At 37.7% G+C, this 13,141-nt stretch carries 12 protein-coding genes and 1 CRISPR repeat array; of the genes, 9 read left to right on the top strand and 3 right to left on the bottom strand.

The window, feature by feature from the left end:
• Positions 1–36 precede the first annotated feature (36 nt).
• Both ACM03V_RS06735 and ACM03V_RS06730 read right to left on the bottom strand, forming a co-directional pair.
• Positions 37–321, bottom strand: a complete 285-nt coding sequence (locus tag ACM03V_RS06735; RefSeq protein ID WP_414619995.1) for a hypothetical protein — start codon at positions 319–321, stop codon at positions 37–39.
• A 16-nt stretch (positions 322–337) separates the two neighbouring features.
• Positions 338–916: a hypothetical protein gene (locus tag ACM03V_RS06730; RefSeq protein ID WP_414619994.1), complete on the bottom strand. Its 579-nt coding sequence runs from the start codon at positions 914–916 to the stop codon at positions 338–340.
• Positions 917–1,159: 243 nt separating this feature from the next.
• On the opposite strand from ACM03V_RS06730, the gene ACM03V_RS06725 reads away from it, so the two are divergent.
• From ACM03V_RS06725 to cas2, 9 genes are all read left to right on the top strand, one after another.
• Positions 1,160–1,405: a DUF433 domain-containing protein gene (locus ACM03V_RS06725; RefSeq protein ID WP_414619993.1), complete on the top strand. Its 246-nt coding sequence runs from the start codon at positions 1,160–1,162 to the stop codon at positions 1,403–1,405.
• 2 nt (positions 1,406–1,407) lie between these two features.
• Positions 1,408–1,731 (top strand): DUF5615 family PIN-like protein, encoded by a 324-nt coding sequence (locus ACM03V_RS06720; RefSeq protein WP_414619992.1) that lies wholly within the window; start codon positions 1,408–1,410, stop codon positions 1,729–1,731.
• A gap of 50 nt (positions 1,732–1,781) precedes the next feature.
• Positions 1,782–5,171 carry a type I-D CRISPR-associated protein Cas10d/Csc3 gene (gene cas10d / locus ACM03V_RS06715; RefSeq protein ID WP_414619991.1) on the top strand — a complete coding sequence of 1,130 codons (3,390 nt, stop codon included), beginning with the start codon at positions 1,782–1,784 and terminating at the stop codon, positions 5,169–5,171.
• A 76-nt stretch (positions 5,172–5,247) separates the two neighbouring features.
• On the top strand, positions 5,248–6,273 hold the full coding sequence (gene cas7d / locus ACM03V_RS06710) for a type I-D CRISPR-associated protein Cas7/Csc2 (protein ID WP_414619990.1): 1,026 nt from the start codon (positions 5,248–5,250) through the stop codon (positions 6,271–6,273).
• Positions 6,274–6,278: 5 nt separating this feature from the next.
• A complete protein-coding gene (gene cas5d, locus ACM03V_RS06705; protein WP_414619989.1) occupies positions 6,279–7,010 on the top strand; it encodes a type I-D CRISPR-associated protein Cas5/Csc1 in 732 nt (243 codons plus the stop codon).
• An 81-nt stretch (positions 7,011–7,091) separates the two neighbouring features.
• A complete protein-coding gene (gene cas6, locus ACM03V_RS06700; RefSeq protein ID WP_414619988.1) occupies positions 7,092–7,922 on the top strand; it encodes a CRISPR-associated endoribonuclease Cas6 in 831 nt (276 codons plus the stop codon).
• Positions 7,923–8,165: 243 nt separating this feature from the next.
• A complete protein-coding gene (gene cas4, locus ACM03V_RS06695) occupies positions 8,166–8,756 on the top strand; it encodes a CRISPR-associated protein Cas4 (protein ID WP_414619987.1) in 591 nt (196 codons plus the stop codon).
• A 41-nt stretch (positions 8,757–8,797) separates the two neighbouring features.
• On the top strand, positions 8,798–9,802 hold the full coding sequence (gene cas1d, locus ACM03V_RS06690) for a type I-D CRISPR-associated endonuclease Cas1d (protein ID WP_414619986.1): 1,005 nt from the start codon (positions 8,798–8,800) through the stop codon (positions 9,800–9,802).
• A 45-nt stretch (positions 9,803–9,847) separates the two neighbouring features.
• On the top strand, positions 9,848–10,123 hold the full coding sequence (gene cas2 / locus ACM03V_RS06685; protein WP_414619985.1) for a CRISPR-associated endonuclease Cas2: 276 nt from the start codon (positions 9,848–9,850) through the stop codon (positions 10,121–10,123).
• A gap of 225 nt (positions 10,124–10,348) precedes the next feature.
• Positions 10,349–11,307: a CRISPR direct-repeat array (repeat unit 37 nt; unit sequence GTTGAAATCAACTCTAATCCCTATCAGGGATTGAAAC).
• A gap of 535 nt (positions 11,308–11,842) precedes the next feature.
• On the opposite strand, the gene ACM03V_RS06680 is transcribed toward cas2, so the two are convergent.
• The gene (locus tag ACM03V_RS06680) at positions 11,843–12,955 is read right to left on the bottom strand and encodes a hybrid sensor histidine kinase/response regulator (protein ID WP_414619984.1); all 1,113 of its coding nucleotides are present in this window, start codon (positions 12,953–12,955) and stop codon (positions 11,843–11,845) included.
• Between the last annotated feature and the right edge of the window lie 186 nt (positions 12,956–13,141).

Genomic DNA, 13,141 nt, shown 5'->3' with positions numbered 1-13,141 from the left:
TTAACTACGGGAGAAATCAACCAGCTATCCCTTCGATCAATATTGCTTCTGCTGCTCTTCGAGTAATAGTTGCTCGTATTCTTGTGCCGATTTCAGGTTTTTCAAAAGCTTTGCTTTATGAGCGCGAACTTTCTCAAGCTGGTTAGCAACAAAATCAGTATGCAAAAACTCTTTTACAAGTCGGGCTTGTTCTTCTTCAGGTGGTAATAATCCTGCAATAGCTCCTGATTCAAGCTCATCGATTTCTTTCCACCTTGCCAATTGTTCTGGTGTAGGTTGATAATTTTTGGACTCTCCCGTATTTGGGAATTCTTGTGACATAAGCTGAAACCTTCTTCTAATCAAAAGCTGCGGAATTTCGTTTCTGCTCAAGGTCTAGAAGAAGCATTGATGCTGCAATAGAATCAAGTATCATCTCACCAGAGCCGTTTGTCTCATTAAATCCTATTTTCTGATAAAATCTCTTTGCTGCTGGAATTGTCATCAACTTAAATATGTTGCTTAATTCCCTTTCCTGACTTTCTATGATTATACTTTCGATTAGAGATGTAGCTGCGCCTTTCCTTTTTTCTGCTAATGGGTAATCTATCGTATTCCAAGGGCTATTTGTAAGACTTTCAATTTCAACACAATCTGTTAATTGCTCATCAATTAAAATTGAAGTTTCTTGGATTATACAAACGGAGGCTAATAAACCTTGGTCATCAATTACGCTTCTAAAACCGTCATCTTTCTCCAGCAGACTGTCTACAATTTGTCTCGATTTTAAAATACTCTGGTAAAACTTAGTACCTTTGGCGTTCTCTTCATCTCCTCGATAATAACTATCAGTATATTGCTTGGCTTTTCTAGCCCAAAAAATCAAACCTTGTTGCACTTCCCCTGTCACCCCAACAACATATCTAAACTCATTCATTCAATTTTTTCAATTAATTACATTAATTTGATTATTTTAAAATTTAACCAGTTACATTCTACAAAGAGATGAGCAGCTTGCGGTATTAAGTTCAGACGTAGGAATTCTTAACCCCCGAAAGTAGTTAAGCAAATGGGTGGTTGAGTACCTCAGCGAAGAACAAACCTAAAGCAACTTAATTTTAAACAAGCTTCCTTCCGTTTCTTTGAAAATTGAAAAATCCTAAATGACTTTGAATTAAACATGAACGAGCAAACACTTTTAAATAGAATAACAGTCAATCCCAAAATATTTGGAGGTAAACCCATAATTCGCGATCGCCGTCTTGCGGTTGAACACGTTTTAGGAATGCTAGCGGCAGGTGATACATTTGAAACTTTACTGGAGGGTTATCCGTGGCTAGAACCCGAAGATATACAAGCTTGTTTAGTTTACGCACGTAGATTAGTTGGTCATGAAAGAATTGAACTTTTATCCGTGGAGTCTTAAGGGTGAAGCTACTTTTAGACAGTTGCGTGCCAGGTGGGTTAAAAACTCAATTTCTCAATGCTGGCTACGATGTTGTCTGGACGGGAGATTGGAATGAAGACCCCGGAGATGAGGAGATTTTAGCGACAGCGTTCCGTGAAGGTCGAATTCTAATAACTTTATTATTACTCTATGTGTCACGCACCCTACAAAATTTATTCTTTAAAATACACGGACACTTTATCCGGATATTACTTGCCAATTCAAATTTTGAATGCCATGATGTAGCTAATCAACAGTTACGGACATTATTTACAGATATTTCCCAATACAGCAATAGAGCTTAAACAAAATTAAATATAACAACTATTCAGTGGGTGTATGAGAGATAGAAATAATGGCTAAAAAAACAAAAGATTCAGAAGAAAGCAAACAACTGTCACTATTTGATATAGAAGATAATTTTCAGCCAGAAGATTCAGATGATGATTGGTTGGATGATGAAGATGTAGATTTTAGCTTTGAAACATCAGACAGAACAATTGAAACAGCGCAAGAATTACTTACATACAAGCTGTTACGAGAAGCTATTGAAGCCGAAAATCCCGATGATGAAGTAATGGCAGATTTCGCAAAGTATGTATTGCCGAATCTTTTACAGATAGCTATCGGTGTCACGGCAAAAGGTGGTAAATATTTTGATGAATTAGATCAAAGAAATCAAGCTGAAGGGAAGGCTAAAGTTAGAAGGGATAATGCGGGAGATCAGTCTTTAAATACTCACTTACTTAACGGATTATTTCCTGCTAATTTAATTGAGCGCCGTTTAGTACAACTTAATACTACAGCCATGCGGGTAGTGCAAGAAAAAGAACGTCGTTTGGTAATTGCTGGGTTTATTCTCCACGACTTTGAAAAATTCCCAGATGTACCAGATGATTGTCGCAAGTTACCTATAGACAAACATCGTCAAATTATTGATGAAAAGGTGCGTCAGTTGGGTTTGGATAAGTTTATCAATCCCGATCAACCGGAAGCCTATAAAGAGTATCTAGATGATTTGTTGTGTATGGCTTACAATGCTCAACGACGCTGGGATACAAACTGGAATTTTTCGGAGTTTGGATTAAATCCAGTGATGCGCGATCGCACTCTTCGCTGTCTCTGGGAATTAACCTGTTTAGCTGATTCTTTGGCTTCTATTATCAAGCATCCTCAAGATGCACAAAGTTATAAATTTAAGGAACTTCTTTCAACTCTGAGTGATGGAGAGTTGCAGTTTACCTATCACAGCATTGCTGAGAATAGAGGGGTATTAACTAACGTCGTAAATAATGCTTTGATTGCGGCTCATACTAGTTTAAATACTGAAGATAATAAATATTATGAGCCGTTGCTATATTTACCGACGGGAGTTATTTATTTAGCTTTGCGGGATGCTCCTTCTATTTCTCAAGAAGATTTACCAGATAGAGTTATTAATACTATTAAATCTCTTTGTGCAAATCAATTGCGATTGCGGCAAACTGGTTTTGGTAGAGATGGGAAGGGGATGAAGTATGCTGACTATTACAACTTGTTTTTTGATGATATTAGTTTAATGCAAGTTGGTTTAGATGCTACTTTACGGATTTTACATCCGAAGAAAGATTCTGTTGCTAAAAGTCGTAGCGATAATTTAGTAAAGTTTCAGGAGAAAGATGTTTTACCGCCAGATTTTGATTTAAAATTTGCTGACGACATTAGAATTGACCAAATAGCAGAATTTGGGGATTTAGCTAGTAGAAAAATTTGGGGTGAAAAGGTTAAATTAATTGAAGCTGCACGGAAGAAAGATAATAATTTACCCGAATTACCTCAACTGGATTTAATTCACAAGGTTGCAGAATTTTGGAATTTAGCTGAATATTTACCGCAAATTAAAGCTGTTCAGGATATTAATAAAAGTCTCAAAGAGAATAAATTAAAAGGAAATACTGGGGGTGTTCCTTATGAATGGTATTATCTTGCTGCAAAATATCTAGAACATCATACCGGAATTGAAGATGTCAAAGAAATTTGTCAGCCAGTTATTGCTTATATCAAAACCTTAATTGAACCGATTACTTCTCAATATAAACTTGCAGATGGTTGGGATGATCTGAGGTTGTGGGTTCAACGGGTGGTAATGTTACCGGGTAGCGAGCAAGAAGTTGATGTAGAAAATCAAGTTGAAACGTTTCTTAATGAGTTAAGTAATTACAATACAGCGAAAAAATCCGGTAGAGGCAAGCAGTTAATTTGCTCGATTTCTCATTCTGCTTATACTGTTACCGAGCAAATGGAATCGGCTGTTTTATTTACACCTCAAGTTTATACAAATAAACAGATGCTAGGAGGTTCAAATGCTAAACGCAATATTTCCAGCATTGCGGGTTTAGAAATGATGCTGCGACAAATTTTGATGAATCAAACTCAAGCTGTTGGTAAACGGTTTGAAGATGGAAAATATCGCTATCTCTACTTTTATCCGACTTACTATTTTACCCCGGAAACTAATAAGTTTTTACAGATAGCTTATAGCGGTATTGCTCAAACTCGATTTGATACTAGCATTCGCAATCATTTTATTACTAAAGATTTGCAGGCTAATTTAACTAAAGATAAATATCAAAGTATCGATGCTTTCTTGATTGATGAAGACTTACAATATCAGAAAAGCCTACCAGAAGATGACCCAAATTATAAAAAAGATCGTACCTTTAAACTTTCTTATCCTGAAGACCAACCATTAACATTTTACTTCATGGCGTTACCACCGGGAAGGGATTCGGGCGATACTGAATCTTGGATAATGCCAACTTGGTTAGCTTTTGCTTTCCCAATGATTTTAGATGTTAAAACCGTAGTTTCTGAGTCTCCTATTCCCCCGTTTAATGATGGTGCAGAATTTGAAGAAAGCGTATTTCTTGATAGCGCTCCTCATGCATTCCGCGCTTTGGTAAAACAGGATAAGTTTCGGTTAGATTATATTCTGGAAGGTTGGCAAGATAATAATAAAAATTATTCTGCACCTCTTAATGTTTTAACCGCAGCTTATGCAATTCATCTTGATGTTAATGCCAAACAAGGTAAATCTGGTTACGATGCAAACTGGGGTAAATTCACAGAGTTAGCAAAGGACTTTGAAACTAGTCCGCTGTATGTGTTTTCTTATCTGAATCGCTGGGTGAGAAAGCAAGGAGTTGAAACCGCACGAATTGAGAAAATTAAACTTTATACTTATGACTTTTATCCGTGTTTTGACCCTTACGTTAAATATGATATCAAACAGGAGAAATTAATTGTGGAATCTGAATCAAATTTATGTCATACCCAAAAATTAACTGAACTTTATCGGAAGTTTTATAGAGCTAATAAGAAATATAATCCTAAGTCTAACGCAGTACTCAAACCGATTGATATTGCAGCCGAAACTATTCTCAAAGCTGAATTAAGCGTACATAGAGGAGAATGTTTGGTATTAGTAGTGGCAGCAGAAGTTTATAAATTAATGGATAGAGTTCACGCTTCCACTGCTGAGGGACGTTGGGTATTTAATAACAAAGAAAGAGAAGAAGAAAGACAAGCAGTACTTGAATTTGCTCGGTACTTTGTAGAGGATATCTTTGAAAAAGCATTTGCTGGCGATCGCGCTCGTTTAGCTGGTAGACAAATCAACTTAATTCGCGATACCTGTGAATTCCTTTATCGTCTTGAAAATGATAAAGAAAATCAACAAAACAATAACCAAGAAGAAACAGGTTAACCTTCCTAACCTCTTACCTCTGTGTTCTCTGCGTCTCTGCGGTTAATCAGCATTAAATCTATAACAGGACAAACTAATGACATTCTTAAAATCCATCGACTCAAAATTATTCCACACCGAAATTCCCTACAAACCAATGGGAAAATACGTTCACTTCCTCACAATTCGTGTCACCGAATCTTATCCATTATTTCAAACAGATGGAGAATTAAATAAATCACGAGTTAGAGCGGGTAAGAAAGATAAAAATACAATTAGTCGTCTTTCCATGTTCAAACGCAAACAATCGACACCAGAACGTTTAGTCGGTCGCGAATTAATGCGTAATTATGGTTTAGTAAAAGATGAAGAATGCGAGTATAACGTAAAATTTGCAATGGATAATCCCGATTGTATTATCTATGGTTTTGCAATTGGCGATTCTGGTTCCGAAAAATCAAAAGTTGTTGTAGATACCGCATTTTCAATTACCGCTTTTGATGAATCTCACGAAACATTTACTTTAAACGCTCCCTTTGAAAATGGTACAATGACATCCAAAGGTGAAAACGGTTCTAAACCTGGTGAAGTTACTAGTAGAATCAATCAACAAGACCATATTAGACCGCAAGTTTTCTTCCCTAGTATTGTGACATTAAAAGACCCTACAGAAGCAAGCTTTTTATATGTATTTAATAACATACTGCGTACCCGTCATTACGGAGCGCAAACCACCCGCACGGGAAGGGTAAGAAATGAATTAATTGGGGTAATTTTTGCTGATGGTGAAATTACAAGTAACTTACGCTGGACTCAAGCAATTTATGATGAAATGAAAGCTAATAATACTATCAACTCTCCGGAACCTTTGGATGAAGATGATGTAATTGCTGCGGCGAGAACTGCGATAGAATCACAAATGGCTGATGAATTTATTGTGCATCAAGATTATCTGAACGAGCAATTCGCAGCAGTACTTCAAGAAGTAAAAGCTATTACTGCCAACGAAGATGAACTAAAAAAACTTCTTAAAAAAGCTGATGATGAAGCAAAAGAATATGCCAAAGTTCACATCAAAATAAAAGATAAGAGCAAAGATAAAGATAAAGCAGCAACTAAGTAATAGCCATGACTATAATTTATTGCTGTCAATTAGAATTACACGACAGCGTTTATTTCGCAACCCGCGAAATCGGCAGACTCTACGAAACCGAACCTGTAATCCACAATTACGCATTGTGTTACGCATTAGGTTTAGTTGATAGCGAAATTTACGCTACTACCGTTGCTGAAGAACATTCCTACCGCTACTTCTGCTCCGAACAAGTTCCCAAATACGAACAACACTTAACACCATTAAATCAGCAAGGAATTTACGTTACTCCAGCGCATTCTATTCACCATACATCTGTTCTCAACACCTGGAAATATGCCAATAATAATTACCATGTTGAGATGCAGAAAACCCAAAAGAATATTCCCAGTTTTGGCAGAGCGAAAGAAATTGCACCGGAAAGCCAGTTTGAGTTTTTTATTATTTCCCAAAAGGATATTCAACTAAAAGATAAACTACCAAAATGGATTCGTTTGGGAAAGTGGATGAGTAAAGCTGAAGTTAATATTAAAGCAATAGACAAATTTGAATCGAAAACGAGTTATTTTACTTTTCCTCATCCTTTAAATCCCTTGGATGTCATGTTTACTCATCAAGTTGTCAGCTACGACGTTGTAAATATGCCTCCTGTAAGTTTGATTCAAAATGTCACTATTAAGGAAGGGCAGTTTTACCAATTTGAAAATCCCTTCACTTCCAAAAAATTAAAAATCCCTGCAAAAATGGAGTATCGATTTAAAGGTTAATAGTAGAAATGGTGCGTTGCGCTGAAGCAACAACGCACCCTACAACCTGGTTACTGCTCACTGTTAACTGTTAACTGTAAAATGCCTCACAGCCTAATCCTCAACCTCACCCCAAAATCCCCCATCTACCCGCAATTCCTCACCGGAAGACACTTACACGCTTTATTCCTCACCCTGGTAACTTCCGTTGATGCAGAATTGGGAGCCTATTTACACGACTCAAAAGCCGATAAAGCTTTTACGTTATCCCCTTTACAAATTAGTAAAAAGCATTCTCCCATTAATAAGGGATATAAATTGCAATCCCAACATCAAGAAATGATTCCGACGGGTACATCTTGCTGGTGGCGAATTTCTCTACTCGATGATGCGCTATTTGGTAAGTTAACCCAACTGTGGCTAAATATTAATCCACAACAGCCTTGGCATTTAGGCTCTGCCGATTTGTATATTACCAGCATTCAAGGTACTCCCCAATCTACCCAACCTTGGGCGAATGCTTGCACTTATACACAACTTTACGAGCAAGCCAGCGATTCGGAGCGGATTATTTCTATCAACTTCGCAACTCCTACCGCTTGGCGACAAGGTAAATACGACAGCACGCTACCAACAAGGGAATCTGTATTTAAATCTTTGCTTTCTCGGTGGAATAAATATAGCGGGATTGAGCTTGAAGGAATAAATTTTGATGCAATTTTTCCTAGTTTTATCAACATCCATACCGAAATAGTTCCCGATTCGCGCAGTAAATTCATTGGCATTATTGGTGAAGTTAACTATCGAATTATGGGTGATGTTGAAGCAACTCAAATCAAGCAAATTAATGTTTTAGCTGACTTTGCTTTATATACAGGAATTGGCAGAAAAACCACTATGGGAATGGGGATGGGGAGGAGAGTTAGGAGTTAAACAATTTTGGATTGTATGTAAATAAAAAAAGTTTCTTGTAGGGTGGAGAGCAGCTTGTAGATTGGGTTTCGTTCCTTAACCCAACTGTCTGGAGGACATAACCTAACTGTCCGGAGGACATAACCCAACTGTCCGGAGGACATAACCTAACTGTCCGGAGGACAATTTAATAATTAAGTTATTACCCGGAAATTGATTTCCGGGTAGGATCTGTTTACCAAAAAGTACATTTTAAATATACATATGAACAACACAGATTACATAACTATCGCTTCTTTAAACCAATTTTCATATTGTCCGCATCGTTGCTGGCGGATGTTTTGTTTAGGGGAATTTACAGACAATCAATACACGATTGAAGGCACAAGTTTACACGAACGAGTTCACACTGTTGGTGATGGTAATCAAGAAAATATTTGGCAAGTTCGCGCTATTTGGTTGAAGTCTGAGAAATATAAGTTAATCGGAAAATCAGATTTAATTGAGTTAGAAAATGATGAGTGGTATCCGGTGGAATACAAGCGGGGACGTAAGGGTGAATGGGATAACGATGAATTGCAGGTTTGCGCTCAGGCTTTGTGTTTGGAGGAAATGACGGGAAAAGAGATCGCAACTGGCTATGTTTATTATGCTCAAACTCATCAACGTCAGTTGGTAGAAATTAACGATGATTTGAGAGCAGAAACTATTGCCACGATTGCTGATGTTACTAATTTATTGGAAACCGGAAAAATGCCACCGGCTATTTATAGCAAACGCTGTAAAGGATGCAGTCTTTATTCACAATGCTTACCGATGGCTGTTGATAAAGTGAAACGCTATCAAGAAATTTAAAATTTGTTCGTTGTTCATTGTTCATTGATAATTGATTAATCATGGGTACAGTTTACGTTACGCAAATGGATTCTTTTGTAGGTAAAGTTGATGAACGTCTTACCGTTAAGTTTGAAAAAAAGTATATTTTAGATGTTCCTTTAATTAAGGTCGATGGTATCGTTGTTTTAGGACGAGCAACTATATCACCTGCGCTAGTTTACGAACTATTAGAACGCCATATTCCCCTGACATTTATGACAGAAACAGGTCGTTATTTAGGAAGATTAGAACCGGAATTTAGTAAAAATCTTTTTCTCCGCAGAGCGCAATGGCAAGCTCATGAAAATTCACAGACATCTGTTGGTGCGGTACAAAGCTTTGTTAGGGGTAAGCTGAAGAATTACCGCAATATTATGGTTCGTCGTCAAAGAGAATCAACCGAACTCGATTTATCTAAAAATATTACCCGCTTAGAAAACGCGATCGCACCAATTGACAACACTCAAAATATTGATTCTCTGCGAGGTTTGGAAGGTGCGGGTAGTGCGGCTTATTTCGGTGGTTTTGACCAAATGATTCGCGCTACAGAGTATAAATTTACTCGTCGGGTACGTCGTCCGCCAACAGATCCGGTGAATTCTTTACTCAGTTTTGGCTATTCGCTGCTACGTCACGATGTCCAAGGTGCAGTTAACATCGTTGGATTTGACCCATATCTAGGATATCTACATTGCGATCGCTATGGAAGACCTTCGCTAGCTTTGGATTTAATGGAAGAATTTCGCCCTTTGGTGGTAGATGCGATGGTGTTATCTACTTTAAATAAGGGCTTATTAAAACCAGAAGATTTTGAAACCGAACCCGTAAGCAATGCTGTTTCTCTGACTAAAGAAGGACGAAAAACGTTTCTCAAACTATACACTCAAAAGAAGCAAACTCGATTTACCCATCCGGTAATGAAGCGCAAATGTAGTTACCAAGAAGCTTTTGAAATCCAAGCCAGATTATTAGGGAAATACCTGATGGGTGAAACAGATAAATATCCACCGTTGGTGATGAAATAAAATTAAATTAAGCCCTCCTGTTTATTGGAGGGTTTGGGAGGATCTATGAACGTTGTTGTCAGTTACGATATTTCAGAAGACAATCGTCGCACAAAAATCCATAAAGTTCTCAAATCCTACGGACAATGGTTACAGTACAGCATTTTCGAGTGTCAACTCACTGATACTCAATATGCTAAGTTAAGAAGTCGCTTGAATAAATTAATCAAATCCGACACCGATAGCATCCGCTTTTATTTTTTATGCGCTTGCTGTTTTGGTAAAGTGGAACGTATTGGTGGTGAAAAACCTCGCGATGACAGCATTTTCTTCGCTGAATAGCGCGGATGGGTAGGTCTTGAAAAACAGGTTTGATAAAAAATGGCTGAATCTCAGAATACACAAGGCTTTGAGGATAAAAAACACTAGCACCCATCCGCGCCCCTTACTCAGAACGGGTTTCAGCCATTTACCCCCTTCTCAATTTCATTTTCTCATGCTATTATTAGACCATCCGCGCAACCGAACCTTGAAAACCTTATATTTAAAGGCTTCCAGATGCCCGGAGTTGAAATCAAGTCTAATCCCTATCAGGGATTGAAACACGTCCATAAAACCTGGACAGAAGAAAAAGCTGAGTTGAAATCAAGTCTAATCCCTATCAGGGATTGAAACACCTGACAAAAGCGGTACGATCGCGCTAACTTCGTTGAAATCAAGTCTAATCCCTATCAGGGATTGAAACATAGATTGATTTCTTCTCCTGCATCGAACAAAGCTGTTGAAATCAAGTCTAATCCCTATCAGGGATTGAAACTCCTGCGGGGCTGGCAGAAAAAATAATCTCAAAGTTGAAATCAAGTCTAATCCCTATCAGGGATTGAAACACAGCTTGCGACCCAAATTGCTTAAGGTAAATTCTAGTTGAAATCAAGTCTAATCCCTATCAGGGATTGAAACAGGATTTAACCAATCAATCAAGTCTTTGTAGAGTTGAAATCAACTCTAATCCCTATCAGGGATTGAAACCTTTTTTATTCCCGCCTTCTTTGATTCCCCCGCGGTTGAAATCAACTCTAATCCCTATCAGGGATTGAAACGAATTTGGCAGCGCGATCGCCGCCAAACTAATCCGTTGAAATCAACTCTAATCCCTATCAGGGATTGAAACACACGGATATTGCCAAAATCGAGAATCATTATAGGTTGAAATCAACTCTAATCCCTATCAGGGATTGAAACGGGCGACTTAAACAATATATTGAGGTGTGATAGGTTGAAATCAACTCTAATCCCTATCAGGGATTGAAACTTGCCAGTCTTTATGAAATCTGGGGCATACAAGGGTTGAAATCAACTCTAATCCCTATCAGGGATTGAAACACTTACGAAGTAATCTTTTCCTGCGCCTGGAACAGTTGAAATCAACTCTAATCCCTATCAGGGATTGAAACTAATTGACCAAAGTAACCTCCTAGACCAAAACTAAGTTGAAATCAACTCTAATCCCTATCAGGGATTGAAACGGTAGCAAAACAATACGGTCTAACACCAGATTTAAGTTTTGTGTAGCTGTTGTATAACCCTTTACTAACAAATAGCAATATTGATTATTAGTTAATAGCTCATAATTATGGTTCTTCATTTCCTCGTATGCTCAAGTTTCGGAGAAAATTTCCGTAAACTTTGCTATGCAAGGATTATTAACTTAAATAACTAAAAATAATTAGTAATGTCCTCTTTTAACTCTGTTGCCTATTCCCTATTCCCTGTTCCCTTATACAAGCTATCTAGTTAGCATTTGAGAGGATGTTTTAAAAGTATTATGTTTTATCTCAAAATACTGGAAACCTAACCCCCCTACCCCCCTTCCCTACGAGGGAATGGGGATTTTAAAGCATGAAATGGGGGCAAGTACAAACCCAATTTTTAGACCCCCCTACGAGGGAATGGGGATTTTAAAGCCTCTCTCCTTGTAGGAGAGAGGTTTGGAGAGAGGTTTTAGGTATATTTATAGACTTTCCAAACATCCTGTGAGAATACGCAATAACCATAATTATTTTATCCCCGTGGTAATAAAAAGGTAAATACACTACCTTTACCAAGTTCCGAAGCAAACTCTATTTTTCCATTGTGTGTTTCTGCAATCCACTTAGATAAATGAAGTCCCAAACCGCTACCAGAACGTTTATTTCTACCGGAACGAAAACGTTCAAATATAATTTTTTGGTCTTCTTGAGCAATGCCATAACCAGTATCTTCTACATCTAATTTTACCCAATCTTGAGTATTATCGGTAAATTCTGATAGACGTATCTCAATTTTACCTTCATCGGTAAACTTAATCGCATTTCCAATTAAGTTACTTACAACGCGCCGCAATTCTAATCGATCGCCATTAACTATACCAGCATCTTCGTTTTCTTCGGAAAAATCATTTTTAAATTCAACAGTTAATTCTCTTTCTTGCGCTAACGGGCTTAACTCTTGAACTACTTCCTCAACTATAGAATTCATCCTACAGCTTTCAAAATTCATGGTTTTTTTCCCTGCTTCAATGCGCGATACTTCTAACAGGGTATTTACCATTTCTAGTAAATTATTATTACTGCGAACCATTGCGGCGATCGCCTTTTTCATTTCTGGTGAAATTTTGCAGAATGTTTCTTGTAAAAACAGGTTTAACATTCTATCGGCAGCTACCAAAGGGGTTCGTAAATCGTGAGTTAAACGCGATACAAAGTCTTCACGTTGACGAGTCATTTTTTTCTGTGCGTCGATGCTGTGTTTAAGACGCAAAAGGCTGCGTACTCTTGCAAGTAACTCATCTGTATCAAAAGGTTTGCGGATAAAATCATCTGCACCTGCATCTAAACCTTCAACAACGCTAGCATCGTCGAAGGCTGTTACTAATAATATCGGAATATAATTATCATCAGCAATATTACGGATGCGCCGGGTGACTTCATAACCATCTATTTCCGGCATCATAACATCTAAAAGTATCAAGCTTGGCGGTAATTCCTCAACCTCTTTTAATGCTGTTTCACCATTGGTGACTAACTTAACTTCGTATCCTTCGCTTTCCAAAAGAGCCTGGACTAAAAACAGATTGTCAGGTATATCGTCAACCGCTAGTATACGATCTGCTATCTGCGAATCTTGAAGTGACATAATAAATTTTTCAAATATTGACGTTAAACAAGGTTATAGTTCATTTTCTAAATTGCGATAATCTTTACCGCTGCTGCTTTTTAAAATACAGTTATTATATGTAATCTCCTTGCTTATTGTTATTCATAAGTATTGTTAGAGTCGATGCCTGGTATTATCCAGGGCACCTCTCCTTCAGAACCGTGC

This window comes from Calothrix sp. CCY 0018 (genome assembly GCF_963920925.1).
In the GTDB taxonomy this organism is placed as follows: Bacteria; Cyanobacteriota; Cyanobacteriia; order Cyanobacteriales; family Nostocaceae; genus Rivularia.
Note: the sequence above shows the minus strand (reverse complement) of the source record. Positions and strands in the feature narration are given on the sequence as shown.

What these genes read in the sequence shown, in the direction of transcription:
- ACM03V_RS06735 (WP_414619995.1), bottom strand. Translation starts at nt 321, where the DNA reads ATGTCACAAGAATTCCCAAATACGGGAGAGTCCAAAAATTATCAACCT.
- ACM03V_RS06730 (WP_414619994.1), bottom strand. Translation starts at nt 916, where the DNA reads ATGAATGAGTTTAGATATGTTGTTGGGGTGACAGGGGAAGTGCAACAA.
- ACM03V_RS06725 (WP_414619993.1), top strand. Translation starts at nt 1,160, where the DNA reads ATGAACGAGCAAACACTTTTAAATAGAATAACAGTCAATCCCAAAATA.
- cas10d (WP_414619991.1), top strand. Translation starts at nt 1,782, where the DNA reads ATGGCTAAAAAAACAAAAGATTCAGAAGAAAGCAAACAACTGTCACTA.
- cas7d (WP_414619990.1), top strand. Translation starts at nt 5,248, where the DNA reads ATGACATTCTTAAAATCCATCGACTCAAAATTATTCCACACCGAAATT.
- cas5d (WP_414619989.1), top strand. Translation starts at nt 6,279, where the DNA reads ATGACTATAATTTATTGCTGTCAATTAGAATTACACGACAGCGTTTAT.
- cas6 (WP_414619988.1), top strand. Translation starts at nt 7,092, where the DNA reads ATGCCTCACAGCCTAATCCTCAACCTCACCCCAAAATCCCCCATCTAC.
- cas4 (WP_414619987.1), top strand. Translation starts at nt 8,166, where the DNA reads ATGAACAACACAGATTACATAACTATCGCTTCTTTAAACCAATTTTCA.
- cas1d (WP_414619986.1), top strand. Translation starts at nt 8,798, where the DNA reads ATGGGTACAGTTTACGTTACGCAAATGGATTCTTTTGTAGGTAAAGTT.
- cas2 (WP_414619985.1), top strand. Translation starts at nt 9,848, where the DNA reads ATGAACGTTGTTGTCAGTTACGATATTTCAGAAGACAATCGTCGCACA.
- ACM03V_RS06680 (WP_414619984.1), bottom strand. Translation starts at nt 12,955, where the DNA reads ATGTCACTTCAAGATTCGCAGATAGCAGATCGTATACTAGCGGTTGAC.